General features: G+C 73.1%; 23 protein-coding genes and 3 riboswitches. Of the genes, 9 read left to right on the top strand and 14 right to left on the bottom strand.

Annotated elements, in window-relative coordinates; all coding sequences use genetic code 11:
- The first annotated feature begins 50 nt into the window (after nucleotides 1–50).
- Nucleotides 51–1,445 (top strand): short-chain fatty acyl-CoA regulator family protein, encoded by a 1,395-nt coding sequence (locus GA0070609_RS08020; protein WP_088993229.1) that lies wholly within the window; start codon nucleotides 51–53, stop codon nucleotides 1,443–1,445.
- Between the two features lie 60 nt (nucleotides 1,446–1,505).
- Here GA0070609_RS08020 and metE read toward each other — a convergent pair whose 3' ends face one another.
- The 3 genes from metE to GA0070609_RS08035 all read right to left on the bottom strand — a co-directional run bounded on the left by metE (nucleotide 1,506) and on the right by GA0070609_RS08035 (nucleotide 7,641).
- A complete protein-coding gene (metE, locus tag GA0070609_RS08025; RefSeq protein ID WP_088993230.1) occupies nucleotides 1,506–3,755 on the bottom strand; it encodes a 5-methyltetrahydropteroyltriglutamate--homocysteine S-methyltransferase in 2,250 nt (749 codons plus the stop codon).
- Between the two features lie 116 nt (nucleotides 3,756–3,871).
- Nucleotides 3,872–4,083, bottom strand: a riboswitch (cobalamin riboswitch).
- A 136-nt stretch (nucleotides 4,084–4,219) separates the two neighbouring features.
- Nucleotides 4,220–5,215, bottom strand: coding sequence for a ribonucleotide-diphosphate reductase subunit beta (locus GA0070609_RS08030; RefSeq protein WP_088993231.1), 996 nt, complete (start codon nucleotides 5,213–5,215; stop codon nucleotides 4,220–4,222).
- A 35-nt stretch (nucleotides 5,216–5,250) separates the two neighbouring features.
- Entirely contained in the window at nucleotides 5,251–7,641 is a 2,391-nt protein-coding gene (locus GA0070609_RS08035) for a ribonucleoside-diphosphate reductase subunit alpha (RefSeq protein ID WP_088993232.1), read from the bottom strand.
- Nucleotides 7,642–7,757: 116 nt separating this feature from the next.
- Nucleotides 7,758–7,969, bottom strand: a riboswitch (cobalamin riboswitch).
- A 293-nt stretch (nucleotides 7,970–8,262) separates the two neighbouring features.
- A riboswitch (cobalamin riboswitch) is annotated at nucleotides 8,263–8,434 on the top strand.
- 30 nt (nucleotides 8,435–8,464) lie between these two features.
- Here GA0070609_RS08035 and GA0070609_RS08040 point away from each other — a divergent pair.
- From GA0070609_RS08040 to GA0070609_RS08055, 4 genes are read left to right on the top strand one after another with little or no spacing between them, the layout of a single operon-like run.
- A complete protein-coding gene (locus tag GA0070609_RS08040; RefSeq protein ID WP_088993233.1) occupies nucleotides 8,465–9,145 on the top strand; it encodes an energy-coupling factor ABC transporter permease in 681 nt (226 codons plus the stop codon).
- The gene (locus GA0070609_RS08045) at nucleotides 9,142–9,462 is read left to right on the top strand and encodes an energy-coupling factor ABC transporter substrate-binding protein (protein ID WP_088993234.1); all 321 of its coding nucleotides are present in this window, start codon (nucleotides 9,142–9,144) and stop codon (nucleotides 9,460–9,462) included. Before GA0070609_RS08040 ends, GA0070609_RS08045 begins: the two co-directional genes overlap by 4 nt.
- Entirely contained in the window at nucleotides 9,462–10,205 is a 744-nt protein-coding gene (gene cbiQ / locus GA0070609_RS08050) for a cobalt ECF transporter T component CbiQ (protein WP_088993235.1), read from the top strand. Before GA0070609_RS08045 ends, cbiQ begins: the two co-directional genes overlap by 1 nt.
- Nucleotides 10,202–11,071, top strand: coding sequence for an energy-coupling factor ABC transporter ATP-binding protein (locus tag GA0070609_RS08055; protein ID WP_408630637.1), 870 nt, complete (start codon nucleotides 10,202–10,204; stop codon nucleotides 11,069–11,071). Before cbiQ ends, GA0070609_RS08055 begins: the two co-directional genes overlap by 4 nt.
- Nucleotides 11,072–11,111: 40 nt before the next feature.
- On the opposite strand, the gene GA0070609_RS08060 is transcribed toward GA0070609_RS08055, so the two are convergent.
- The 8 genes from GA0070609_RS08060 to GA0070609_RS08095 form a co-directional block, all read right to left on the bottom strand.
- Nucleotides 11,112–12,155 carry a polyprenyl synthetase family protein gene (locus GA0070609_RS08060; protein ID WP_088993237.1) on the bottom strand — a complete coding sequence of 348 codons (1,044 nt, stop codon included), beginning with the start codon at nucleotides 12,153–12,155 and terminating at the stop codon, nucleotides 11,112–11,114.
- Nucleotides 12,156–12,163: 8 nt separating this feature from the next.
- A complete protein-coding gene (locus GA0070609_RS08065; RefSeq protein ID WP_408630638.1) occupies nucleotides 12,164–14,884 on the bottom strand; it encodes a cytochrome c oxidase assembly protein in 2,721 nt (906 codons plus the stop codon).
- A 16-nt stretch (nucleotides 14,885–14,900) separates the two neighbouring features.
- Complete coding sequence (locus GA0070609_RS08070) at nucleotides 14,901–15,491, bottom strand: copper resistance CopC family protein (protein ID WP_088993238.1); 591 nt, start codon at nucleotides 15,489–15,491, stop codon at nucleotides 14,901–14,903.
- Nucleotides 15,492–15,506: 15 nt separating this feature from the next.
- Nucleotides 15,507–16,736, bottom strand: coding sequence for a Dyp-type peroxidase (locus tag GA0070609_RS08075; protein WP_088993239.1), 1,230 nt, complete (start codon nucleotides 16,734–16,736; stop codon nucleotides 15,507–15,509).
- A complete protein-coding gene (locus GA0070609_RS08080) occupies nucleotides 16,733–17,326 on the bottom strand; it encodes a copper chaperone PCu(A)C (protein WP_088997566.1) in 594 nt (197 codons plus the stop codon). The genes GA0070609_RS08075 and GA0070609_RS08080 overlap by 4 nt, the downstream gene beginning before the upstream one ends.
- A 93-nt stretch (nucleotides 17,327–17,419) precedes the next feature.
- Complete coding sequence (locus GA0070609_RS08085) at nucleotides 17,420–18,178, bottom strand: zf-HC2 domain-containing protein (RefSeq protein ID WP_088993240.1); 759 nt, start codon at nucleotides 18,176–18,178, stop codon at nucleotides 17,420–17,422.
- Nucleotides 18,179–18,267: 89 nt separating this feature from the next.
- Nucleotides 18,268–18,882, bottom strand: coding sequence for a sigma-70 family RNA polymerase sigma factor (locus tag GA0070609_RS08090; RefSeq protein ID WP_088993241.1), 615 nt, complete (start codon nucleotides 18,880–18,882; stop codon nucleotides 18,268–18,270).
- A gap of 188 nt (nucleotides 18,883–19,070) precedes the next feature.
- A complete protein-coding gene (locus GA0070609_RS08095) occupies nucleotides 19,071–19,931 on the bottom strand; it encodes an SDR family NAD(P)-dependent oxidoreductase (RefSeq protein WP_088993242.1) in 861 nt (286 codons plus the stop codon).
- Between the two features lie 176 nt (nucleotides 19,932–20,107).
- Here GA0070609_RS08095 and GA0070609_RS08100 point away from each other — a divergent pair, with 176 nt between their 5' ends.
- Nucleotides 20,108–21,034 (top strand): helix-turn-helix transcriptional regulator, encoded by a 927-nt coding sequence (locus GA0070609_RS08100; protein WP_088993243.1) that lies wholly within the window; start codon nucleotides 20,108–20,110, stop codon nucleotides 21,032–21,034.
- A 108-nt stretch (nucleotides 21,035–21,142) separates the two neighbouring features.
- Nucleotides 21,143–22,126, top strand: coding sequence for a hypothetical protein (locus GA0070609_RS08105; protein WP_088993244.1), 984 nt, complete (start codon nucleotides 21,143–21,145; stop codon nucleotides 22,124–22,126).
- Nucleotides 22,127–22,163: 37 nt separating this feature from the next.
- Here GA0070609_RS08105 and GA0070609_RS08110 read toward each other — a convergent pair whose 3' ends face one another.
- From GA0070609_RS08110 to GA0070609_RS08120, 3 genes are read right to left on the bottom strand one after another with little or no spacing between them, the layout of a single operon-like run.
- Nucleotides 22,164–22,778, bottom strand: a complete 615-nt coding sequence (locus GA0070609_RS08110) for a response regulator transcription factor (RefSeq protein ID WP_088993245.1) — start codon at nucleotides 22,776–22,778, stop codon at nucleotides 22,164–22,166.
- Between the two features lie 10 nt (nucleotides 22,779–22,788).
- Nucleotides 22,789–23,907 carry a sensor histidine kinase gene (locus GA0070609_RS08115; protein WP_088993246.1) on the bottom strand — a complete coding sequence of 373 codons (1,119 nt, stop codon included), beginning with the start codon at nucleotides 23,905–23,907 and terminating at the stop codon, nucleotides 22,789–22,791.
- Nucleotides 23,908–23,921: 14 nt separating this feature from the next.
- A complete protein-coding gene (locus GA0070609_RS08120; protein WP_231928579.1) occupies nucleotides 23,922–24,365 on the bottom strand; it encodes a DUF6069 family protein in 444 nt (147 codons plus the stop codon).
- Between the two features lie 155 nt (nucleotides 24,366–24,520).
- On the opposite strand from GA0070609_RS08120, the gene GA0070609_RS08125 reads away from it, so the two are divergent.
- Together GA0070609_RS08125 and GA0070609_RS08130 are read left to right on the top strand one after the other, a co-directional pair.
- Entirely contained in the window at nucleotides 24,521–25,072 is a 552-nt protein-coding gene (locus tag GA0070609_RS08125) for a DUF5872 domain-containing protein (protein ID WP_088993247.1), read from the top strand.
- A 173-nt stretch (nucleotides 25,073–25,245) separates the two neighbouring features.
- Entirely contained in the window at nucleotides 25,246–26,358 is a 1,113-nt protein-coding gene (locus GA0070609_RS08130) for a FecCD family ABC transporter permease (RefSeq protein ID WP_088993248.1), read from the top strand.
- The last annotated feature ends 2 nt before the right edge of the window (nucleotides 26,359–26,360 follow it).

Here is a 26,360-nt window from a genome sequence, read left to right on the forward strand (position 1 = left end):
TATATTTGCACCCTGCAAATGACGCTGGACGGGGGACGAGCAGCGGGGAGGTGAGGGCCGTCGCCAAGACCTTCGCGGGCGCCCGGCTGCGCCGGATGCGCGAGGACCGTGCGCTGAGCCAGTCGCACCTCGCCCGCCTGCTGAACATTTCGCCCAGCTATCTCAACCAGATCGAACACGATTCGCGGCCGCTGACCGTCCCGGTGCTCATGCGCATCACCGAGGTGTTCGGCGTCGATCCGACCGTCTTCGCCCCGCGGGACACGCCACGGCTGGTCGCCGGGTTGCGCGAGGCGCTCCCCGGCCGGGCGGGCGTCGCCGACCTCACCGAACTCGCCACCCGGCTGCCCGAGGTCGCGGAGGCCGTCATCGAGCTGCACCGGCGGTACCGGCAGGCGGACGAGCAGCTCGCCGAGCTGCTGGGCGACCGTGAGACGATCGGCCGCAGCCCGCACGACCAGGTGACCGAGTTCTTCTACCGGCGGCAGAACTACGTACCGGATCTGGACGAGGCGGCGGAACGACTCGCCGCGAGCATCGGACTCCGCCGTGGCGAGGTCCGAGCCGTCCTGCAGGACCGGCTCGCCCAGCGGCACGGCGTCCACGTCCGCCGCGACGACGCCGCCTCGCTCGGCGACGAACTGCACCGCTACCGCCCGCAGACCCGCACCCTGCACCTGTCGACGTCGTTGCGACCTGGGCAGGAGGCCATGCGAATGGCGGCGCAGATCGCGCTGCTGGAGTTCGCCGACGTGATCGACGAAACCGTGGAGGAGGAGCGGTTCGACGAGACGCAGACCCAGATCCTCACCCGGGTCGGGCTGGCGAACTACTTCGCCGCCGCGCTGATCCTGCCGTACGAGCAGTTCCTGACGGCGGCGGAACAGCGCCGGTACGACATCGACCTGCTCACCCAGCACTTCGCGATGGGCTGGGAGACGGTCTGCCACCGGCTCAGCACGCTGCAACGCCCCCGGGCGCGTGGTGTGCCCTTCTCGTTCGTCCGGGTCGACCGGGCCGGCAACATGTCCAAACGCCAGTCCGCCACCGGCTTCCCGTTCTCCCACACCGGCGGCACCTGCCCACTGTGGAACGTCTACGAGGCGTTCAGCTCGCCCGGGCGGGTGGTCGTCCAGGTCGCCGCGATGCCTGACGGGCAACGCTACCTGTGGATCGCCCGCACCATCACCCGTCACCACGGCGGCTACAACCAGCCGGGAAAGGTCTACGCGATCGGCCTGGGCTGTGAGACGAGGCACGCCGACCGGCTGGTCTACTCCGCCGGGATGGACCTGCACGCGGCCGAGGCGGCCACACCGATCGGCCCCGGCTGCAAGACCTGCGAACGGATGACCTGCCCGCAGCGGGCGGCGCCGCCGATCAGCCGCCGGCTCGACCTGGACGAGAACCGCAGCACCTTCATCCCGTACCCGTTGAAGGACTGAACCGGTCCGGCCGCCGGCGGGCCGGGCGGGACGACGCGCGTCCCGCCCGGCCCGGGCGGGTCAGCTTCCGCGAAGCTCAGCGGCGGCGGCCACCAGATGTTCGATGGACGCCTCGACCTCCGGGTAGGCGCGCGTCTTGAGGCCGCAGTCGGGGTTCACCCAGAGGCGCACGGCCGGTACCACCGCCACCGCTCGCCGCAGTGCCTCGACGACCTCGTCGTGGGACGGCACCCGGGGCGAATGGATGTCCCAGACGCCGGGCCCGACGCCGCGGCGGTAGCCGATCGCGGCGAGGTCGTCGAGGACCTCCATCTTCGAGCGGGACGCCTCGATGCTGGTGACGTCGGCGTCGAGGGCGTCGATGGCGGTGATGACCTCGCCGAACTCGGAGTAGCACAGGTGGGTGTGGATCTGGGTGTCGTTGGCGACGCCGCAGGTGGCCAGGCGGAACGCCCCGACCGCCCAGTCCAGGTACGCCTTCTGGTCGGCCCGGCGCAGGGGCAGCGTCTCGCGCAGCGCCGGCTCGTCGACCTGGATCACCCGGATGCCGGCCGCCTCGAGATCACGGCACTCGTCGCGCAGGGCGAGTGCCATCTGGTCGGCGGTGTCGGCCAGCGGCTGGTCGTTACGGACGAACGACCAGGCCAGGATCGTCACCGGGCCGGTGAGCATCCCCTTCACCGGCCGGTCGGTCAGCGACTGAGCGTAGGTGGACCAGTCGACCGTGATCGGTGCCCTGCGGGCTACGTCGCCGTAGATGATCGGCGGCCGGACGCAGCGCGATCCGTAGGACTGCACCCAACCGTGGTCGGTGGCGGCGAATCCGTCCAACTGCTCACCGAAGTACTGGACCATGTCGTTGCGTTCCGGCTCGCCGTGCACGAGCACGTCCAGCCCCAGCCGTTCCTGGAGCCGGATGACGTGTTCGACCTCGGCGCGCATCCGTTGGGTGTAGGCGTCGGCGTCGAGGCGCCCGGCCCGATGCTCGGCCCGCGCCCGGCGCAGTTCGTCGGTCTGCGGGAAGGAGCCGATCGTCGTGGTCGGCAGCGGCGGCAGGTTCAGCCGGGCCTGCTGTGCCGCCGCACGCTCCGGGTAGGCGCCGCGCTGCCGGTCCGTGGGTCGGAGCGCGGCGAGCCGACCGCGAACGGCGTCGTTGTACCACCCCGCCGGCGCGGGCGGTAGCGGCTCGGGCAGGGACGTGGTGCCGTTGCGCAGGGCACGGCTCAGCAGGACCACCTCGTCCACCTTCTGCCGGGCGAAGGCGAGCCGCCGGCGCAGGGCCGGATCGAGCGCGGTTTCGGCGGACAGATCCACCGGTAGGTGCAGCAGCGAGCACGACGAGGACACGGCGACGTGGTCGGCGAGCCCGGTCACGACGGCGCCGGCGGCGACCGCGGCGCGCAGGTCGGTACGCCAGACGTTGCGACCGTCGACGAGGCCGGCGACGATCGTCTTGCCGCGCAGCGGACCCGCGCCGGCGAGCCCTCGCAGGTTGCCAGGCCCGGCCACCAGATCCACACCGAGAGCCTCGACCGGCGTGTCGAGCAGCGCGGGGAGCGCGTCGCCGAGTTCCCCGAAGTACGTGGCGACGAAGATGTTCGGTCGCCCCTGCACCGCGCACAGCCGGTGGTAGGCGCCGCGCAGCGCGTCGATCTCGGCGGCGCTCCGATCGGTGACGTAGGCCGGTTCGTCCAGCTGCACCCACTGCACGCCGGCGGCACCGAGGGACCGCAGGATGTCCGCGTACACGTCGACGAGGTCGGCCAACCGGTCGAACGGTTCGTCGTGCGGCTCGGTGGGCTTGGCCAGCAGGAGGAACGTGGCCGGCCCGACCAGCACCGGCCGGCTCTCGACACCCAGGTCGCGCGCTTCGCGGTACTCACCCAGCGCCTTCGCGGGATCCGCCGCGAAGGCGGTGTCGGCGCCGATCTCGGGAACCAGGTAGTGGTAGTTGGTGTCGAACCACTTCGTCAGCTCCAGCGCCGGCTCGGTGTCGGCGCCGCGCGCCATGGCGAAGTAGGTGTCCAGGTCGGACAGGCCGAGTCGGGCGAACCGGTGCGGGATCGCGCCGACGGCGACGGCGGTGTCGAGCATGTGGTCGTAGTAGGAGAACGTGTTGGACGGGATCGCGTCCAGGCGCGCGTCACGCAGCGTTCGCCAGACCTCAGCCCGCAACGTGGCCGAGGTCGCCGCCAACTTCTCGGCGTCGATCCTGCCGGCCCAGTAGCTCTCCACGGCCTTCTTGAGTTCACGGTTGCCGCCGATACGCGGATAGCCGAGCACGGTGCTCTGACCGAATGCGGTACTCATGGGGTCCTTCCCTCGAAGTGCCCGAGGACTCGCGTGACAGCAGGGAGGGAAGGGGTACGCCCGACGTACCGGCTTCCGCCCGGCCGTCCCGAGAGACCGTCGGCGGCGCACACCGGGTGGCGTGCGCGGTGCGGGCAGGTCTTCGGACTCGTGGGCGTGACCGGTACGGTCGCCTACTGGCCGTCGCTTCCCAGACCTCGCGGTCCAGTGCTCATGACGGCGGTCGTTCCCACTCACCGCTGCGGGGCAGTCCCGGACTCGCACCGGGTTCCCTCTTACGACGCCGCGCCCGTTGTGGGCACGGCGAACCAGCACCGTTGTTCATCCTAAGGGGGCGAGGAGCGAATGTGGGCGGGCCCGCCTGGCGCGGATCGAGAAGATCCGCGCCAACGCGTGCCCGGCCAACCGCGGCTGTCAGCGCCGCACCGCCGCCATGGCTGACGATGCTCCGGCCGTTCACCCCGTCAGAAGTCGTCGTCGAAGGTGACGCTCCCGGTGACGCCCACCTGGTACGCCGACACCCGCCGCTCGAAGAAGTTCGACAACTCCTGCACGTCCTGCAGTTCCATGAACGCGAACGGGTTCGCCGAGCCGTAGAGCGGCGCGATGCCGAGCTGGGCGAGCCGGCGGTCGGCGACGTGCTGGAGGTACTCCCGCATGTCCCGTAGCGACAACCCGGAGACGCCCTGTTCGAGCAGGTCCTCGGCGAACTGGGCCTCGCACTCGACCGCCTCGGCCAGCATCTCCCGCACCTGGCGGACCAGCTCCTCGTCGAACAGCTCCGGTTCCTCGCGCCGAACGGTGTCCACCACGTCGAAGGCGAACGCCATGTGCATCGACTCGTCGCGGAACACCCAGTTGGTGCCGGAGGCGAGCCCGTTGAGCAGGCCCCGGGAGCGCAGGAAGTAGACGTAGGCGAAGGCGCCGTAGAAGAACAGGCCCTCGATGCAGGCGGCGAAGCAGATCAGGTTGAGCAGGAACGCCCTTCGGTCCGCGCGGGATCTGAGCTCGCGCAGCTCGAAGACGGAGTCGATCCAGCGGAAGCAGAACTCCGCCTTGCGCCGGATCGACGGGATGTTCTCGATGGCGGCGAACGCCGCGAAGCGCTCCCGCTCGTCGGGCACGTAGGTGTCGAGCAGGTTCAGGTAGAACTGGACGTGCACGGCCTCCTCGAACAGCTGCCGGGACAGGTAGAGCCGGCCCTCCGGCGAGTTGACGTGCTGGTAGAGGTTGAGCACCAGGTTGTTGGCGACGATGGTGTCGCCGGTGGCGAAGAACGCGACCAGCCGGGACACCAGGTGCTGCTCGGCGGGCGAAAGCTTCGCCAGGTCGGCGAGGTCGGCGTGCAGGTCGACCTCCTCGACGGTCCAGGTGTTCTTGATGGCGTCCTTGAACCGGTCGAAGAAGTGCGGGTAGCGCATCGGCCGCAGGGTCAGGTCCATGCCGGGATCGAGCAGCATGTGCCGGGTGTCGGTACGGAGTTCGGGTGTCCTGGTCACTGGCAGGCCTCACAGCTCTCGGGGTTCTCCAGGGAGCAGGCCAGTGCCTCGGCGTCGCTGACGGCGACGACCGGCTTGACCACCGGTGTGACGGCGACGGTGGCCTGCTGGATCCGCGTCGCGGGACGCGAGCGCAGGTAGTAGGTGGTCTTCAGCCCGGACTTCCAGGCGTACAGGTACATCGACGACAGCTTGCCGATGGTCGGCGCGCCCATGAACAGGTTCAGCGACTGCGACTGGTCGACGTACGGCGCGCGGGCGGCGGCGAGATCGATCAGCGCTCGCTGCGGCAGCTCCCACGCGGTGCGGAACACCGTCCGCACGTCGGCCGGCAGGTCGGTGATGCCCTGCACCGATCCCTCGGCGCGCTTGATCTGGTCCCGGATCGCCGGTGTCCACAGCCCGCGCGCCTTCAGCTCACCGACCAGGTAGGTGTTGACCTGGAGGAACTCGCCGGACATCGTCTCGCGTTTGAACAGGTTGGACACCTGCGGCTCGATGCACTCGTAGCAGCCGGCGATCGAGGCGATGGTGGCGGTCGGGGCGATCGCGACCAGCAGCGAGTTGCGCAGGCCGTGCGCGGCGACCCGCGCCCGCAGCGCGGCCCACCGCTCGCGCTGCGCGGGCTCGGCGCCCCACAGGTCCGGGTGCAGCTCACCCCGGGCGGCGCGGGTCTCGGCGTACGCGGGGTGCGCGCCGAACCGCTCCGCCAGGCCGGCCGAGGTCTCCAGGGCGGTCAGGAAGATCTCCTCCTGCACCCGGGTGGACAGCTCCTTCGCCTCGGCCGAGTCGAACGGCAGGCGCAGCGTGAAGAACGCGTCCTGCAGTCCCATCAGGCCGAGCCCGACCGGCCGCCAGCGTGGGTTCGATGCCGCCGCCTGCTCGGCCGGGTAGTAGTTGATGTCGATCACCCGATCGAGGAACACCACCGCGGTGCGGACGGTCGACCGCAGCTTCGCCCAGTCGACCCCGTCGGCGGTGACGTGCGTGCCGAGGTTGACCGAGCCCAGGTTGCACACCGCCGTCTCGGTGTCGTCGTTCACCTCGAGGATCTCGGTGCAGAGATTCGACAGGTGGATCGTGTTGCCCGGCGCACCGGTCTGGTTGGACAGCCGGTTCGACGGGTCCTTGAACGTCATCCACCCGTTGCCGGTCTGCGCCAGCGTGCGCATCATCCGCCCGTACAGGTCCCGGGCCCGGACCGTCCGGACCGCCTTCTTCTCCGCGACCCGGTAGGCGGCGTCGAACTCCTCGCCGTACAGGTCGGGCAGCTCCGGCGCGTCGGACGGGTCGATCAGCGACCAGTCGCCGTCCGCCTCGACCCGGCGCATGAACTCGTCCGGGATCCAGTTGGCCAGGTTGAGGTTGTGCGTACGCCGGGACTCCTCGCCGGTGTTGTCGCGCAGCTCCAGGAACTCCTCGATGTCCGGGTGCCACGGCTCCAGGTAGACGCAGGCCGCGCCCTTGCGCCGGCCGCCCTGGTTGACCGCGGCGACACCGGCGTCGAGGGTCTTCAGGAACGGCACGATGCCGTTGGAGCGGCCGTTCGTGCCGCGGATCAGCGCGCCCCGGCCGCGCACCCGAGACCAGGAGATGCCGATGCCGCCGGAGAACTTCGACAGCTTCGCCACCTGGTGGTACCGCTCGTAGATCGAGTCCAACTCGTCCCGCGGCGAGTCCACCAGGAAGCACGACGACATCTGGGTGTGCCGGGTGCCCGCGTTGAACAACGTCGGTGAGCTGGGCAGGTACGCCAGTGACGACATCAGGCGGTAGAACCCGACCGCCTCGACCGGCGTCTGCGACAACCCGCAGGCCACCCGCAGCAGCCAGTACTGCGGCGTCTCCACCACCAGCCGCGACTCGGGGTGGCGCAGCAGGTACCGGTCGGCGACGGTACGCAGCCCGAAGTACTCGAAGCGCAGGTCACCGTCCGGGTCCACGGCGTCGTCCAGTTCCCGGGCGTTGTCGGCCACGAACGCGGCGGTGTCGTCGCCGATCAGGCCCAGGCCGTGGGCGTATCCGATGGACTGGCTGAAGCTCGCCACATCCTGCCCGCGGACCTCCTTGTCCACGTACGCGGCCAACAGCCGCGCCGCGAGCCTGGAGTACTGCGGCTCCTCGCCGATCAGCTCCGCCGCCGTCTGGATCGACAACTTGTCCAGCTCCGCGGTGGTCGCTCCATCGTAGAGACCACTGATCGTCTTCGTGGCCACCCGCAACGGGTCCACCTCGGCCAGGTCGGCGGCCCACCGCTGCACCGCCTCGACGATCCGGTTGACGTCCACCGGCTCGGTGCCACCGTTGCGTTTGCGGACCCGCATCACCTGCCGGCGCTGCTCCGGTGCGCCCGCGCCCGGCCCGGACCGCTCCCGTACCACCGTCATGACCTCTCCTCGCGCTGTCTCCGATGGCCATCGGACGCGGGAGAACGCCAACGGGCCCGACGCAGGCCCGGTTGCTGGCGTCGGTCGTCCCGCGCGACCTCCGACCGCCGCGCGCGACGGCGCACGGCGCGCTGGCAGGTCTTCGGACTCGCGGGCCTGACCGGGGTCGCCGGTCGCCTACTGGCCGTCGCTTCCCAGGCCGGTGCGGCCCAGTGCTGTTGACGGCGGTCGTTCCCACTCACCGCTGCGGGGCAGTCCCGGACTCGCACCGGGTTCCCTCTTGCCTCGGCCGCCGTCACGCGGCCGAACCAGCTGCGTGGGACACCATATATGCCGCTGCCGTCGTGCGGGCAACACCAGATGTCGCGTCAGCGTGTCGGCTTCGTCTCACCGGTCGTCGCGCCGGACGGCAGCCGCCCGCCTCGCCGTCGGGCGCGCTTGACGGCAGCCGCCCGCCCCGCCGTTTGGCGCGCCGGGCGGCGGGGCGGCCGCCGCGGCCAGCAATCCGCGGCCGTGGCCCGCGACCCGCGGAACGCCTCTGAGCAGGGTCGCGAGGCGGCGGCCGCCGGACGGCAGGTGTTCGGGCGGGGGGCGGCCGCTTGCCCGGAGGATGACCGCCGGATAGCCTCTCGCCGTCAAGGTGCACGGGAAGCCGGTGTGAGACCGGCGCGGCCCTCGCCACTGTGACCGGGTAGCGATCTCCGACGACGCCACTGGGCCCACCCGGGCCTGGGAAGGCCGGAGCGAGCGTCGATCCGGGAGCCAGGAGACCGGCCTTGACGAGTGATCTCATCCACGAGGTGTTGGAGAGGAAGGTCGTCCCGTGCACATTGCCGAGGGCTATCTACCCCCGGTGCAGGCCGCGGCGTGGTTCGCGGTGTCCGCACCGTTCGTCGTCCACGGCAGCCGGGCACTGGTCCGGCAGGTCCGCCGCGATCCGGAGTCGAAACTGCTGCTGGGGGCGGCCGGCGCGTTCACGTTCGTGCTGTCCGCGTTGAAGATCCCGTCGGTCACCGGATCGTGTTCGCACCCCACCGGCACCGGGCTGGGCGCGGTGCTGTTCCGGCCACCGCTGATGAGCGTGCTGGGCGGCATCGTGCTGCTGTTCCAGGCGGTGCTGCTGGCCCACGGCGGGTTGAGCACGCTGGGCGCGAACATCTTCTCGATGGCGATCGTCGGCCCCTGGGTCGCCTTCGCCGTCTACTCCCTGATCCGCCGGGTCGGTGGCGGGATGGACGTGGCCGTGTTCGCCGCCGCGGCGCTGGGTGACCTGGCCACCTACTGCGTCACCAGCGTCCAGCTGGCGCTGGCGTTCCCCGACCCGGCCGCCGGGTTCGTCGCCGCACTGGCGAAGTTCGGCGGGATCTTCGCGGTGACCCAGATCCCGCTGGCGATCAGCGAAGGGCTGCTCTCCGTGCTCGTGGTACGCCTGCTGACGCGTACCAGCGGCGACGACCTGCGCCGGCTCGGGGTGCTGCGGACGCCGGCGGAGGTGCGGGCGTGAAGCGCTTCACCCGGGTGAACCTGCTGTTGCTGCTCGCGGTGCTGGTCCTGGCGGTGGCGCCGGTGGCGCTCGGACTCGGATCGGGCGACGAGCCCTTCGCCGGCGCGGACGCCCTGGCCGAGCAGGCGATCGTGGCCGACCACCCCGACTACGAGCCGTGGTTCGCGCCGATCTACGAACCGCCGTCCGGCGAGGTGGAGTCGGCGCTGTTCGCGCTCCAGGCCGCGCTGGGCGCCGGGTTCCTCGGCTACTACTTCGGGGTCGCCCGGACCCGGCAGCGGCAGCGGAGCACCGCCGCCGAACAGCCGCGCGGGTAGTGTTCGCGCTCGACGTCGCGGCGCACACCGGTCCCTGGCGGCTACGGCACCCCGCCGAGAAGGCGCTGCTCTCCCTCGGGTTGCTGGCCTGTGCGGTGGCCCTGCCGCCGTGGCCGGGTGCGGTGCTGTCGGGCGGGGCCGCCGCCGCCCTGCTGCTCGGGCCCGCCCGGGTGTCGCCGGCCGTGGTGCTGCGGGCGGCCCGGGTGCCGCTGCTGTTCGTGGCCACCTCGGCGGTGCCCCTGCTGGTGACCATGCCGGCGCCGGCCCGGCTGGCGGTCGACCCCGCCGGCCCCGCGCTGGCGGCGCAGACCGCCGGCCGGTCGGTGGCGGCGTTGACCTGCCTGCTGCTGTTCAGCGCCACCACACCGCTGTCGGACGTGCTGCCCCGGCTGCACCGGCTGGGGATTCCCCCGGCGGTCACCGAGGTCGCCGCGCTCACGTACCGGATGCTCTTCCTGCTCGTCGACAGCGTGCGCGCGGTCCGGGAGGCGCAGGCGGCGCGGCTCGGTTTCCGGACCTGGCGCACCGCCTACGCGTCCCTTGCCGGCCAGGCGGGCGCGGTGTTCGTCCGGGCGTTCAGCCGCGCGCGGCGGCTCGAGGAGGGGTTGGCGTTGCGGGGATACACCGGATCGCTCACGGTGCAGGTGGAACCGCGCCGGATGTCGCCGCCCTTCGTGGCGGCGACCGTGGGGCTGCTGGTGGCGATCGTCGCCGCCACCACCGTCGCGGGGTCGCGGTGGTGACCGGCCCGCTGCTGGAGCTGGCCGGGGTGCACTACGCCTACCAACCGGGCCGCCCGGTGCTGACCGGCGTCGACCTGCGCGTCGAGGCCGGGCGGCGGCTGGCCGTGGTCGGGCCCAACGGGGGCGGGAAGACCACCCTGTTCAAGTTGGCGGCCGGCGCGTTGACGCCCGGCTCGGGGCAGATCACCGTGGCCGGCGACCGGGTCCGGCACACCCGGGCCGGCCTGCGCGCGGTGCGGCAGCAGGTCCAACTGGTGGTGCAGGACCCGGACGACCAGCTCTTCTCCGCCAGCGTCCGGCAGGACGTCTCCTTCGGACCGGTCAACCTCGGCCTGCCCGCCGAGCAGGTCCGCCAGCGCTGCGACGAGGCGCTGGCGGCGCTCGGTGTCACGGCGATCGCCGACCGCCCCACCCACCTGCTCTCCTACGGCCAGCGCAAGCGGGTGGCCATCGCCGGCGCCGTGGCGATGCGGCCCCGGCTGCTCATCCTGGACGAGCCGACCGCCGGGCTCGACCCGGTCGGGGTGGAGGCGTTGCTGCGCACGCTGGACGACCTGCACTCCGCCGGCACGACGGTGGTGCTGTCCACCCACGACGTCGACCTCGCCTGTCGCTGGGCGGACACCATGGCCGTGGTCACCGGCGGCGGTGTGCGCACCATGCCGACAGCCGACGGGATGGCAGACCCGCGACTGCTCACCGCGGCGCACCTGCTGCCCGCCTGGGCCCCGCTGGTGCACCGGCTCCTCGACCGGATCCCCGACCTGGCCGGGAACCGGCCCCGCTCCGCCGCCGAGCTCGCCGCACTGCTCGGCGACGATCCGGAGTGGACCGCCGGACACGGGGCGCCGTGGTCGCCGCCGTGACGGGAACGGCGGCGGGTGCACTGCCGTGACCGCGGGCCGCCTACCGGCTGCGGTCCACGACGTATCCGGTCAGGTCGAGCAGGAAGCGGCCGTCCTCGGTCTCGGCCGCCGGGCCCGGCGCCCGCTGTCCTTCGCGCAGCGCGGCCGCCGCCAGCTCCCGGGCATTGTGCCGGGCGGACTCGACGCAGTCGTACGCGAGCAGGCGCTGGTGCAGCCAGCGCACCTCCGCCTCGGTCCGCCGCGCCCGGGTCCGGCCCAGGACCTCGATCAGCCGCTCGCGTTCGTCGGTGGTGCAGCGCTGCATGAAGTCGATGAGGATCAAGCTCCGCTTGCCCTCCCAGAGGTCACCCGCGATCTCCTTGCCGTACCGGTCGAAGTCGCCGGTCAGGTTGAGCGCGTCGTCCTGGATCTGGAACGCCGCGCCCAGATACCAGCCGTAGCGGTCCAGGACGTCGACCGCGTCGTGCCGGCCGGTGGCGACGAGGATCCCGGTGCGGCACGGGTAGATGCAGGTGTACCAGGAGGTCTTCTTCAGGCACATCCGGTAGTAGGCGTCGGTGTCGAGGTCGCACACGTTGTCGCGGATCCAGCCGATCTCGATCGCCTGCCCCTCCAACGAGTGGCGCAACATGAGCGCGGTCTCCTCGAACAGCCGCCACGCGATCCCCGAGCCGAGCGCTTTGCGGTTGGCGGCGAGCCGCTGCAGCGCGAGCAGGTTGGTCATGTTGCCGACGTTGAGGGCGACGCCGACGCCGTACTCGCCGTGCAGGGTCTGTGCCCCGCGTCGCTGCTCACTCTCGTCCTGGATGTCGTCGTGGATGAGGAACGCGTTGTGGAACAGCTCCACGGTCACCGCGGCGTTCAGCCCCGCCGACGTCGTACCGCCGAACGCCCGGCAGGTCGCGAGGCACAACGCGGCGCGCAGCCCCTTGCCCCACCGGCGTGGGTACTCGGCCACCAGCTCGTAGAGGTAACGCGGCCCGCCGGCCGGCACGTCGTCGAGCAGCGCGTCGACCGCGATCGTGCGGTAGCGCTCCAGCATGTGCTCGACGTGCCCACCGGCCACGCCGGTGTTTGACGGCATCGCCGGGCTTACCTGGTCGGCGGCGTCGGATCCCGCGGATCCGGCGACGTCAGCCGGTCGGCGAGCCCGTTGGCCACGTCCGGGACCAGTCGCGCGAGGTTGAGGACGGTGTCCAGCGCGTCGTGCGCGTCCGAGGTGTACCGGCGGACCACCTCGCCGCGCTGGTCGTCGGCCATCTTCAACTGCGCGACCACCGTGTCGATCAGTGCGTGCCCGTCGGTGCGGACCCGCGTCACCAACTCGTCGAACGCGTCCGGGTCGACCCTGCGGTCCGCGCTGAGCTTCTCCTCCAGTCGCCGGGCACTGGCCATGCCCGCCGCGAGTTCCTCCTCCAGCACCGTGGCCGCGTGGGTCACGGTCTCGGAGGTCTCCTCGGCCACCTTGTCGAAACGCTCGTCCCGGCGCACCCGCTCGTCGTTCTGCATGACCGCAGCATTCGCCGGGCGGCGGGCAGCGGGTAGAGGTGTGTCGAGATGGTGACTCTCCGCGATTGGACGTGTGGGGGGTCGGCCCGGCTGACCGCCGGGTGTCGGCCGGCATCGCCGGTCGGCGAGGCCGTCGCGGTCGGCGTGGCTGGCGGCGGCGAGGAAGGCGTTGTAGCGGGCGAGGTCGTCGGCTTCCCCGGTCGCCTCGGCGCGGTCGGCCGCCCGGTCCAGGCGGGCCTGTTCCCGCTGGTCGGCCCGAACCCACCGGCGCACCAGGACGACCATGACGGCGGCGGCGGGAATCTCCCCGAACGCCCAGGCGATGCCGGCGCCGAGCTGCTGGTCCGCCAGCAGCGCGGAGGCCCAGGCGGGGTGCACGGCGAGGTACCAGTCGGGGGCGATGAGGGTGGTGCTCTGCATCAGCACCAGACCGAAGAAGCCGTGCGCCATCATCGCCGCCAGGTGGATGAGCATCAGGATCGGGTACGGCACCCGAGGCCGGCCCGGGTCGACCCCGATGAGCACCCAGAACAGCAGGTAGCCGGCGACGACGAAGTGGACGAGCATCGCCAGGTGGCCCACGTGGGTACGCATCAACGCGCCGAACAGGTCGCTGAAGTACAGGGCGAAGAGGCTGCCCGCGTAGCTGCCCAGCGCCACGAGCGGGTGGGTGAGCAGCCGGGCGGGCCGGCTGTGCAGCGCCAGCAACAGCCACTCCCGGGCGCCCCGCACGTCCGGGTCGGCGGGGCGGCGCAAGGCGCGCAGGGCCAGCGTGACCGGGGCGCCCCCGACGAGCAGGATCGGCACCAGCATCGACAGCACCATGTGCTGCGCCATGTGCGCGCTGAACAGCACGTACGCGTACCGGGCCACGCCCAGGTTGGTGACCGCCGCGAGCACCGCCAGGCCGCCCAGCCAGCTCGCGGTGCGGGCGACCGGCCAGCGGTGGCCGCCCCGGCGCAGCCGCCCCACCCCGGCCAGGTAGCCGGCGGCGCCCACCGCGACGGCGCTCAGCACGAACAGGTCGGGCAGCGGCTGGCCCAGTAGTCGTCCGGGAGTCGGCGCGGCGGGCAGCGGGAAGCCGAGCAGCTCGGTGACCGGGTCGGCGTCGAGCGGATCGACCGCCACCGGCGTGGGGCTGCGGGACAGCGCCACCGCCAGGCCCAGCGCCGCCGCGAAGACGACCACCTCGCCCGCGGCCAGCCGGGCGAACCCACCCCGTCGTCCCGAGCGCAGCGCCGGCAGCGTGCGCGCCCGGTGGGCCGCGCCGACCGCACCCAGAACCACCAGCGCGGCCAGCTTGCCGAGCACCAGCCATCCGTATCGGGACCGCCAGAGCTCCTCGGCGTCGCCGAGCCGCACCGCGGCGTTCACCGTGCCGCTCACGGCGACCGCCACGAAACAGCCGAGCGCCAGCCGGCTGTAGCGGCTCACCGCGTCGGCGAGGTGCCGGCTCCGGCGGACCATCAGCAGCGCCACCAGGGCGCCGACCCACAGGGCGGCGGCCACGACGTGCAGGACGAGGCTCGACACCGCGATCTGGTGGTTGCCAGCCCCGGCGGCGTGCCCGGTGAACGCCGGCGGCACCACCGCGACCACCGCGACCAGCGCCACGGCGACGGCCAGGCCGCGCGACACGCCCACCCGGGCCAGCACCGCCACGGCCAGTGCCAGGCCCGCCTGGAGCAGCAGGGCCTGACCCTGCGAGATGGCGGTCGCGAAGCTGACCACGCTCGCGGCGCCCAACCGGCCCGCCGACACCCCGAGCACATCGGACACGGTGAGCACGATGAGCACCAGGGCGGTCACCGCCCAGGCCGCCGCCGCCAGGCCCGCGCGGCGCAGCAGCAGCCAGCCGTACGGGGAGACGCTCGGTCCGTCGCCGGGCAGCAGGAAAGCCGCCGTCACCGCCAGCCCCACCGTCACCGTGGCGAGGCCGTCGACGAGCAGCCGGACGGCCGGCAACCCCCAGGCCGTCACCGGCCCCGGATCCGGCAGGCCGGGGATCGCGGCCACCAGCGCGTCGCCGGCCCGCAGCCCCAGCAGCAGTACGGCCACCGCCGACGCCAGAGCCGCGGCGGCCAGCAGCGCGTCCCGCCCGGCCGGCCGGATGCGCGCGGCCGGCGCCGATGGTCTGCCACCGGGCGCCCCGGCGGCTGCGGCGCGGTCGGAGCGGTGCGGGTGGGTGGGGGAGGAGACGATGTCGGGCACGTCGGAGACCTCGGTGTCGGTGGCGGGCAACGTCGGCGGTGTTCCGAACCGGTCGACCGCCGGGTCGGGAGTCGGCCGGTGGGGGCGGTTCACCGGGCCGCGCGAAGGGTCAGGACGCGGCGCGCCGCCGGCGCAGCAGGACCACGGCCCCGGCGGCGAGCGCGGCCAGCAGGATCGCGCCGCCGACCAGGACCAGTGCTCCGGGACCGTCGCCGGCGTCGCGGGTGGCGGACGCGGGGCTGGCCGGCGACGGCTGGGCGGCCGGCGCCGAGGTCGTCGCTGTCGTGGCCGGTGGGCTTGCGATGGCGGCGGTGGGATCGGCGACGGTGAACCGGTAGGAGCCCTGCACCGGGTGCCCATCGGCGGAGACCACCCGGTAGGCGACGGTGTAGGTGCCGTTCGCCAGCGGCTCGTCGAGCGTCACGGTGCCCTTCGCCCCGGTGACGGCAGGCCCGCTGGCGGGGATCCTGCGCTGGGCGGCGTCCGAGAGCGCGATGGTGGTGAAGGCCGGGTTCAGCCGCTCCATGAACTCGAGCGTTATCTGCGTCGGAGCCGTGGTGAGCCGGGCGTCCCTGGCCGGGGTGGCGGCCTTCAACGTGTTGTGCGCGGCGGCCGGCGCGGCCGGTACGAGCAGCATCGCGACGGCGGCCAGCGTGGCGGCGAGCAGACTGGCGACGGTGGGGCGGGCGTGGGTGGGCATGGGTCTCCTGTCGGTTCAGCCGAGCAGTTGCTGGCCGATCCAGCCACCCTCGGGGCAGCCGGGTGGGATCGCGAAGATGGCGGAGCCGATCGGGGTGGTCCACTCGTTGAGGAGGTCCCGCTCGGCGAGGCGCCGTTGGATGGGCAGGAACTGACGGGCGACGTCGGCCTGGTAGGAGGCGAAGATCAACCCGCTGTCCGCGGTGCCGTCCGCCGCCGGGACGCCGTCGTAGTTGTAGGGGCGGCGCAGGATCTTCAGCCGGTCGTCGGTGACATGGGCCCTGGTCAGGTGGGAGAAGTCCGGGATGACGGTGAGCCCGTCCGGCCCGAGTGCGGCGAAGTCGGGCTCGTCGTGCTCGGCCGTGCCGGTGAGCGGGGCGCCGGTGTCGAGCCGGCGGCCGACCGCCAGTTCCCGGTCGGTGCGGCCGAGCAGGTCCCAGGTCTCCAGGTTCATGCTGATCCGCCGCAGGACCAGGGTGCTGCTGTCGCGTAGCCAGTCCGGCCCGTCGGGCACCCACACGGCGCTGTCCAGTGGGTCGCCGGGTTTCGGGTTCGCGGTGCCGTCGAGTTGGCCGAACAGGTTGCGCTGGGTGCGTCCCGGTTCGGCGCCGGCGGCCCGCCGGAAGCCCTGCTGTACCCACCGGACGGTGGCGAAGGGTCGGCTGTCCTTCACCAGCACGCGTTGAGCGTGGGCGACGGTGAGCGGGTCGTCGGCGCAGATCTGCAGCAGCAGGTCCCCACCCGACCAGCGCGGCTGGAGCCGGTCGATGCGGAACGACGGCAGGTCGGCCACCGACGCCGGTCGCCGGTCGTCGAGCCCGGCCGCCCGGTAGCAGCCCGGGCCGAGGCCGAACGTGACGGTCAGCCGGGCCGGCAGCAGCCCGAGTTCGGGTTCGGTGTCGGCCAGGGCGGGCCGGCCCTGGGTGAGGCGGGCGGCGTCGTCGGAGAGCAGCCGCAGCATCCGCCCCAGCGCCGCCCGGTCGGTGCCCGGCCGGAGGGTGAACGCGACGAACGCGGCGTGCGCCTGCGCCTCGGTGGCGACACCGGCCTGCCGGGAGCCGTGGAACGGCTCGACAGCGGTGCCGACCTGCGCCGCCGGGAGCGCCTGGACGGGGCGTACCGCGGGGGTGTCGGAACGGGCGGCGGTGACGGCGGCGGTGCCGGCGAGCGCGCCCCCGGCGGCCAGGGCGCCGCCGGTGAGCAGGCCGCGCCGGCTCACCGGCCGCGCGCGGGGCCGTTCGGTCATGACGCCGGGCTCATGCTCATCCCGGGCGTGGCGCTGGGGCCCGACGTCGGCGCGCCGTGGCCGGGGTCGTAGCTCTCCTGCGCGCCGGTGAACGGCTTGGCCACCGCGGTGAACGTCTGGGTGCGGCCGTCGGCGAAGGTGAGGGTGAAGGTCAGTTCGTCGCCGGCCTTCACCGGCTGCTTGAGGTCCATCAGCATGAGGTGGTCGCCGCCGGGCTCGAGCACGTGCTCGCTCTTGGCCTTGATCACGATGCCGCCCGGCTTGGCCTGCATGACCATCTTCCCGTCCTTCATGGTCATCTCGTGCAACTCCATCGGCGACACCTCCGTCGACGCCGAGGCGATCGTCACGTCGGCGTCACCGTCGTTGACCAACGTGCCGAACGCGGCGGTCATCCCCTTGTCGGCCGCCTTCACCCACGGGTCCCGGACGCCGAGCACACCCGTGGCGGCGCTCGGCGAGGCGGAGGCCGACGGGCTCGGCGCGGCGGCCGGTGAGTCGCGCCCACAGCCGGCGGTGGCCGCGGCCAGGAGGGCGGTGACGAGCAGGACGGCCGGACGTGGGCGCCGGACGCTGACGGGGCTGGGCATGGAGGTCCCCTCGGTGATCGATGTGGCGTGGTGGTCGGGCCGGCGGAGCACGAGGTTCCGCTGGGTGAGTGCGTGTGTGGGCGGCTGGTTGCTTCAGGCCGCCGTGCGGTCCTGGCGGTACGCGGATCCGGGGTGGGGTGGCGGCAGCAGCCGCAGGTTTGCCGGCGCGGGGGTTTCGTCCTCCGCCGGCAGTCGCCAGCGGCTCTGCTCCGGACGGCCGCGGTTGGCCGGGCCGTCGGGCCGCCGGCGTGGCCGGGACATGGCGACCACGATCGCGTACCCGGCGAGCAGGAAGCCGTGGCTGACCAGCCGCGCGGTGTCCACCCGGCCGATCACCAGGTCGTTGACCGAGAGCAGCACCAGCGTGCCGACGAACGCGCTGAGCGTCGGCACCAGCCCGGTCGGCCGGGTGCGGCGGGCGGCCACGAACAGGAATCCCGCCCCGACGGCGACGTTCCACGCCGCCGACTCGTGCCACAGGTGCCCCGACGCGAGCGCCCCGGCCGCCGAGTGGGCGTGCTCGCCGGCCGCACCGCGGCCGATCTGGGCCAGACCGAGCAGGACCTGAAGTGCCCCGATCAGCCCCAGCGCGGCCCGCAGGGTGAGCACGAGCCGCTGCCGCCGGCGGTACGGAGCCGGCGCGGGCAGGGCGGCGAGGATGGCATCGGTGCGGTCCTCGTGGGCGACGGTGACCGACAGCCGGGCCCGCCGGGTGACCGCCGCCGCCTGGTCGAACCAGGTCCGGCAGTCGCCGCAGCCGGCCAGGTGGGTCTCCGCCGCCGCCCGCTCGGCGGGAGTCTCCTCACCGTCCAGCTGTGCCGACAACACCTCGCGCCACTGCTCACACCTCATGTACCGGTAGTCGGCTCGCCCGCGGCGTTGGTTCCCCGGTACTCCCGGGAAAAGCTCGCATCGACGCAGCTCACAGTGGCTGCGCCGGCTCAGCCGGCCGCGTCGCCGCCGCGCCGTGGGCCCCGCGCGGCTCGGCTGTCCACCGCGGCGACGAGATCCTCCCGGGCCCGGGCCACCCGGGAGCGGATGGTGCCGACGGGGCAGTCGCAGACCTCCGCCGCCTCGGCGTAGGACAGACCGAGGACCTGGGTGGCGACGAACGCCTCCCGCCGGTCCGCCGGCAGTGCCGAGATCAACTGCTCCAACACGACCTGCCCGTCGAAGCTGCTGCGGGACACGTCGAGGTCGTCGTATCCGTCCGACATCGGCACCGTCCGGGGACGCGCGGTGACGGCGCGTACGTGATCGACAGCGACGCGGCGGGCGATGGCGAGCAGCCACGTCCGGGCCGATGAGCGTCCGGCGAACGACGACAGCGACCGGACCGCCCGCAGGAAGGTCTCCTGCGCCAGATCGTCCGCCTCGCCCGGGGAGACCAGGGCGGCGAGGAAGCGCCGGACCTGATGCTGGGTCGCCCGGACGAACCGGGCGGCGGCGTCCTGGTCACCCCGCCCGGCGGCCAGCGCCCACGCGGTGATCTCCGCCTCGTCGTCAGCCACCCGGCACCTCCACGTAGACCCGCGGGGCACGCTCTCCGACGGCATCCACGACGAATTGTAGTAGTGGCCGGAGCGCCTCGGGGCGCCGGCCGCGGACGCGCGGACCGATCCGCGACGCCCGCTCCTGGCGGGGCCGACCTCCGGCCCCGCCAGGAGCCCGCCGGCCGGCCGGCAGGAGCCGCCGGCAGCGGCGCCGCGCCGCCGAGCAGGCCCCTGCGGAACGGCCCGTCCGCTCAGGCGTTCTGCCCGATGTCCGTGGTGGTGGCGAGCTGGCGGGCGGCCTCGATGTCGCCGGTCAGGTGCTCGACGGCGGTGCTGGCCAGGGTGTAGGAGTCGGAGCCGAGGAGCTGGTGCAGCGGCGCGGTGCCGTCCCGGGCGATGGTGATGATCGCGGCGGCCGCCTTGGCGGGGTCACCGAGCTGGGTTCCGGGCATGGCCAGGTGGGCGTCGGTCATCTCGCGGATGGCGTCGTAGCCGTCGGCGACCCGGGCCGGCAGGCGCAGGTTGTGGGTGCGCAGGAAGTCCGTACGCAGGTATCCGGGCTCGACCAGGTTGACGCGGACCCCGAAGTCGGCGACCTCGGCGGCCAACGATCCGGTGAGACCTTCCAGCGCGTACTTGGCGGCGCAGTACGCGCCCCAGCCGGGGAAGGTGGTCAGGCCGAGGATCGAGGAGATGTTGATGACGTGGCCGCTGCGGCGTGCCCGCATGCCGGGCAGGACGGCGCGCAGCACGTTCCACGCCCCGAAGATCTGCACGTCGAACAGCTCCCGCGCCTCGGCGTCGGTGATCTCCTCGACGGCGCCGAGCAGGCCGTAGCCGGCGTTGTTGACCACGACGTCGATGCCGCCGAACCGGTCACCGGCCGCCGCCACGGCGTTGGCGACCTCCTTCTCGTCGGCGAGGTTCACCCGCAGGGCCAGCAGCCGGGAGGTGTCGGCGGAACCCAGCGCCGCGATCAGCCGTTCGGTGGAGCGGGTGGTCGCCGCGACGTTGTCGCCGCGCCGCAGCAGCTGCTGGACCAGCTCCAGTCCGAGTCCGTGCGAAGCGCCGGTGACGAACCAGGTCGCGGGTCCGGTGGTGGGATACGGCATGGGGATGTCTCCTTGACGGATACCGGTCGGTGCGTCCCCCGGGCCGGGGAACGGATCCCATGCTGCGGCGGTGCGCCCGGCCCCGGACACCGTCAACCGCGCCCAGCCCTGCCTGGGAACGGCATGCCCACCCAACCGCTGAGCACCACCGCGCCAGCAGGGCAATCATTGACGACATGGCAGGACGCACGGATCTGGGTGACTTCCTCAGGAAGTGCCGGGCGGACACGACGCCGGAAGCCGCGGGCATTCCCGGCTACACCGGTCAGGGCGGCCGGCGGGTGCGCGGCCTGCGCCGGGAGGAGGTGGCCCAGCTCGCCGGGGTGAGCGTCGACTACTACACCCGGCTGGAGCAGGGCCGGCACACCAGCCCGTCGGAAGCGGTCCTCGACGCACTGGGGCGGGTCTTCCGGCTCGACGCGGCCGCCCGCGCCCACCTCGCCGACCTGGCCCGGCCACCCCGGCGCCGCGCCGAGCAGGCGCCGGCGCAGCGGGTCCGACCGGCCATGCACCAGATGATCGCCTCGCTGGTCGACCACCCGGCCTTCATCGTCGGCCGCCGCACGGACGTCCTCGCGTCGAACACGCTGGCGCGTGCCCTGCTCACCGACTGGACCCGGCTGCCACCCGGGCACCGCAACTACATCCGGTGGATCTTCCTCGACCCGGCCGCCCGCGAGGCCTTCCTCGACTGGCCGACGGTGGCGGCCGAGGCGGTCGGCACCCTGCGGCTCTACGCCGGGCGGTTCCCCGACGACCCCCGGCTCACCGAACTGGTCGGGGAGCTGACCATCAGGAGCCCGGAGTTCCGCAGCTGGTGGAACGGGCACCAGGTGCACGAGCGTACGCACGGCGCCAAGCGGATGACGCACCCCGCCGTGGGACCGATCACCATCCGGTACGAGGCACTGGCGCTGCCCGGCGACGAGGAACAGACGCTGTTCATCTACACCACCGACCCGGGCAGCCCGTCGCACGACAACCTGCGCCTGCTCGCCCTCTGGGCGAACCAGCAACAGGCGAGCCCCGCCACGGCCGGCGGCACCCCGGCCCCTGAGCCGCCGGCCCGCGCTGATACCGGCCCCGTCGCCGACTCGGCCTGACCGGTCGGCAGCACGCTCGGCCACCCGCCCTGAACCCGTCGCGTGGCGCGGCCAGGCGCGGCCGGGGCGGGGCGGCGGAGTGCTCGGGTCGATCTTTATGATCGCCGGATGTTCGGACTCTTCCGCAGGCCGCCCACTCCCGACACCGACTACGGGCAGGCCGATCTGGAGTTGCGTACCGCGCGGGACCGGGCGCTCGCCGGTGACTGGACGGCGGCCCGGGACCTGATCGTGGCCACCGGCCGGGACTGGGAGCTGCGCGGCCGTCGGCTCTCGGTGCTGGGTGGCGCTGCCGGGGAGGCCCCGCACTGGCTGGACGCGTGGGAGGCCGCCGTGCCGGACGACCCGACGGTGGCGATCCTGCGCGCCGACGCGCTGATGGACCAGGCCGGCGAGGCCCGCGGCGCCGCGTCGGCACGCCACACCACCCACGAGCAGTTCCGGGAGTTCGAACGGCTCTCCGCCCTCGCCGGCCAGGCCAGCCAGCGCGCGGTGCAGCTCAACCCCGACGACCCCTACCCGTGGGTGACCCGGATGGCCTCCACGCTCGCCAACGGACACCGGCAACGCGACGAGTTCCGCGCGGCGATGGACGAGGCGGTCAAGCGCGACCCGGACAACTTCGAGGCCCATCTGATGGCGGTGACCTTCTTCTGCGAGAAGTGGTACGGCTCGCACGAGCAGATGTTCGCCGCGGCCCGCGAGCCCGCCGCCGACGCGCCCGTCGGCTCGTCGGTGGCGATGTTGCCGCTGCTCGCCCACTTCGAGTACGCGCTGCGCGAGTACGGCTTCGACACGCGGGCGTCGTCGCTGAGCGCGAAGGCGAGCTACTTCCGCAGGCCGGAGGTGATCCGGGAGATCGAGGCGTGCGCCGCCAAGTGGCGCGGCGCCGGCGATCCTCGGCTGATCGGTCGCGGCGTCACGCTCCGGCACTGGCTGGCGCTGGCCAACTACCTGGCCGAGCGCGACCGGAAGGGCACCCGGGCCCTGCTCGCGCAGATCGGGCCCTACCTCGGCAGCACCGCCGTGTACGGCTACTTCTGGGTGCGGCAGACCGAGGGCTTCCAGACCGTCTGGAAGTGGGCCGGCTGAACGAGGCCGGTCCGGCCCGCTTCACCTCGTCGAACCTTCAGAGCCAGCCCTGGTCGCGGGCCCGGCGGTACGCCTCGGCGCGGTTGCGGGTGTCCGTCTTGCCGATGGCCGCCGACAGGTAGTTGCGGACCGTGCTCGGCGACAGGTGCAGCCGGGCGGCCACGTCGGCGATGGTCGCGCCGTCGGCGGAGGCGGTGAGCACCTGCCGCTCCCGCTCGGACAGCGGGTTCGGGCTGGCGCCGAGCGTTCGCGCCGCGAGCTGCGGGTCGACGACGATCTCGCCGGCGAGCACCCGGCGGATGGCCGCCGCCAGGTCCTCGACCGGGTCGTCCTTGACGAGGAACGCCCGGGCACCGGCCTGGAGCGCGCGCCTGAGGTAGCCCGGCCGGCCGAACGTCGTCACGATGACGACCGCGCACGACGGCACGGCCCGTACGACGTCGCCGATGACGTCCAGACCACTGCGCCCGGGCAGCTCGATGTCGAGCAGGCACACGTCGGGGCGTACCTGCTCGACCGCCGCCACCACCTCGTCGCCGCGCGCCACCTGGGCCACGACCGTCAGGTCGTCCTCGAGGTCGAGCAGGGTGGCCAGCGCCGAGCGCATCATGCCCTGGTCCTCGGCGATGAGCAGGCGTGTCGTCCGATCCATCGACGCCGCCCTACCGCGAGCCCACGGGTACGGACGCGGCCAGGCGGAAACCCGACGGCGTCCGGGACGCGATCAGCTCGCCGCCGAGGTCCTCCACCCGTTCCCGCAGGCCGTGCAGGCCGCTGCCCTCCTCGCCGGCCGGGCCTTCCCGGCCGTCGTCGACGATCTCCACGGTCACCGTCGACCCGTCCGAGGTCACGGCGATCCGGCAGGTGCGGGCGCGGGCGTGCCGCAGCACGTTCGTCGTTCCCTCCCGGACCACCCAACCGAGCAGGGAGTCCACGTCGGCGTCGAGGGGGACCGCCGGTGGGGTGAGGTCGAGCCGGACGTTGCCGGCGGCCAGTGCCGTACGCGCACCGGCCAACTCGTCGTCCAGTCGCACGCTGCGGTAGCCGGTCACCGCCTGGCGGACCTCGGTCAGCGCCCGGCGACCGGTGGTCTCGATGTCGCGCGCGTGCTCGGCCGCGGCGGCCGGGTCGCGCTCGGCGAGCCGCCGTACCGCCTGCGCGCTCACCACCATCACCGACAGCGTGTGCCCGAGCAGGTCGTGCAGGTCGCGCGAGAAGCGCAGCCGTTCCTCGTCGACGGCGGCCCGGGCCAGGCGTTCGCGGGTGCGGCGCAGCTCGGCGGCGAGGTCGAGGAGGTGGTAGACCAGGAACGTGCCGACGCCGCCGAAGAAGGTCGCGAAACCCAACGACAGCGCGGTGTCGACCGAGCCGGTCTCCATGCCGGCGGCCAGCGCTCCGCTGAGCGTCAGCGACGCGATGGTGCCCAACGCCCAGCGGGGCCGGACCGCCACCGCCACCGCGATGGCGAGCAGGGGGAACACGAACTGCCGGTCGGTGCGCCAGAGCACCAGGTACGCGGTGACGAGCAGGACGAGCACGGCCGCCACCACCTCGGCCCGCCACCTCGGCGTCCGCGACCGGAACGGCAACCACACGGCGTACGCGTAGCCGACGCCGACGACGACCACGTGGCCCGCCCGCGGCAGCCGACCGTCCGCCACGGCGGCCACCAGGGGAGCGGTGAGCAGCAGCGGCGCCCAGACCAGGGCGAACCACGGGCCGGGGTGGCGGGCGAACCACGCCACCGCCGGCTGCGGCTCGGTGCAGTAGGTGTCGCGCATCTCCGTCGGTCCGTTCAGCCGGCCGCGGTCGGTGCCGCGCTCCGGTCCTCCGCCCCGGGCGCGAGCCGGAGGATCAGCGTCGCTCCGACGGCCAGGTGCATGGCGATCAGGCTGGCGAGCACGCCCCCGGTCGCCCCCGACGACGGTGGCCCGAGCAGGGACAGCGCGAGCACTGTCCACGCCGTGATCCGCCACACCCGTCGCCCCCGGTGCTGCCGCCAGCTCTCCAGGAACGCTAGCAGCGCCCATCCGGCGGCACCGGCCACCAGGGCGGCGACGACGATGGACGCCGGGCCGACGGTCCGGGTCGTCGGCGGCGAACCGACGGCCAGGTCGAGGCCGGCGAGCGGGTCGCACACCACCCAGACGGCGAGGCCGGCGACCACGGCGAGCCCGAGCGTCGCCGCCCGACGACCCCGCCGGACGGAGGGCTGCGGGCGGGCGATGGTTCCTGTCATGGGATTTCCTTCCGGTGTCGTCCTGCAACGCGCTCGACGCTACGGAGGCCGACCCGTCCGCCGGCAGGCCGTGGAATCCCGTCTCCGGCAGGACGAATGTCCTACGGCGCGAGGTGGGGAGGTATGTGCCGGCGTGCCCCGGGTAACCGGCCGGCATGGCGCGGTACACCAAGCCCGAACTCAGAGAGCAGATCAAGGAAGACATCCAGGCCTCCGACAAGGGCGGCCGGCCGGGGCAGTGGTCGGCACGCAAGTCCCAGCTGCTCACCAAGGAGTACCAGCGGCGCGGCGGGGGCTATCTCGGCCCGAAGGACGAGCGGCAGAAGTCCCTGCAGCGGTGGGGCAACGAGAAGTGGCAGACCAAGGAGGGCGACACCCGGGCGCGCCGGGACGGCGAGACGGGTCGTTACCTGCCCAAGCGGGCCTGGGAGCAGCTCTCCGGCGAGCAGAAGCGGGCGACCGACGCCAAGAAGCGCAAGGAGTCCAAGGCGGGCAGGCAGTACGTCTCGAACACCGGGCCGGCCAAACGGGCACGGCGGAACGCCACGGCGGCTGGGCGGCTGTCGGAGCTGCCGGTCGCCGAGGCGACCAAGCTCGTCCGCCACCTCGACACGGGCCAGCTCAAGGACGAGCTGCGACGCGAGCGCGACGGCAAGGCCCGCAAGACACTCCTGCAGCGGCTACAGGCCGAACTCGGGCGGCGCTGACCCCGCGTACCGCCAAGGGCTGCTTGTCGGCGGGAGCGCCGGCGAGTACGCGCGCTGGTCGACGATCGGGACGGCACCGTCCGTTGGACGGACGTTCCGGGTGAACAGCGGCTCACCGGCTTCCAGTGGCCATGATCTTGCTGATACCTTGTTGCAAGTCATAGGCAAGAGCCATGATTTTGCATCTGGGGGTACGGCGGATGGCCACCACGCTGCGGACCGAGCGGGAGGATGTGCTCGGCGTCGCGGCGCAGCGACGCCGGACCGCGACCTGGCTGGTCGTGCTGACGGCGGGGCTGCTCCTCACCGGGGTGGTCGCGGTCGGGTCCGGCGCGATCGGGGTCCCTCCGGTGACCGTGGCCCGGATCATCGGGCACCAGCTCGTCGGCCTGCCCGGCGAGGTGACCTGGACGCTGCCCCAGGAGGCCATCGTCTGGCAGGTCCGGCTGCCCCGGGTGCTGCTCGGCATGCTTGTCGGCGCCGGACTGGCGGTGTGCGGGGTGGCGCTGCAGGCCATGGTGCGCAACGTCCTGGCCGACCCGTACCTGCTGGGCATCAACTCCGGGGCCGCCAGCGGCGCCGCGGCGGCGATCCTGTTCGGGGCCGGCGCCGGCTTCGGGCAGTACGCCCTGTCCACCAGCGCCTTCGTCGGCGCGCTCGGGGCGTCCCTGCTGGTCTTCCTGATCGCGCGCACCGGCGGTCGGGTGACCTCGATCCGGCTGCTGCTGGCCGGCGTCGCGGTGGGCTACGCGCTGTACGCCACCACCAGCTTCCTGATCTTCGCGTCCGGGTCCGCCGAAGGTGCGCGTTCGGTCATGTTCTGGCTGCTCGGGTCCCTCGGGTTGGCCCGCTGGAACGCCCTGCTGGTGGTAGCCGCGGTCGTACTGGGCGGGGCGATCCTCTACCTGACCGTCGCCGGGCGGCGGCTCGACGTGCTGGCCATCGGTGACGAGACCGCGCAGACCCTGGGAGTCTCGCCCGCCCGGTTCCGGATGCGGCTGCTGGTGGTCGTCTCGCTCAGCATCGGCGTGCTGGTCTCCGCCGCCGGCAGCATCGGTTTCGTCGGGCTCGTCGTCCCGCACCTGGCCCGACGCATCGTCGGTTCGCCGCACGTGCGGGTGGTGCCGGTGGCGGCGCTGCTCGGCGCGATCCTGCTGGTCTGGGCCGACGTGCTCGCGCGGGTGCTGCTGGCCCCGCAGGAGATCCCGATCGGCATCATCACCTCCCTCCTCGGGGCGCCGTTCCTGGTGCTCCTGATCCGTCGTCTACACGCCTCCGGCGCCTGAGC

It is taken from the genome of Micromonospora echinaurantiaca (assembly GCF_900090235.1).
In the GTDB taxonomy this organism is placed as follows: domain Bacteria; phylum Actinomycetota; class Actinomycetes; order Mycobacteriales; family Micromonosporaceae; genus Micromonospora; species Micromonospora echinaurantiaca.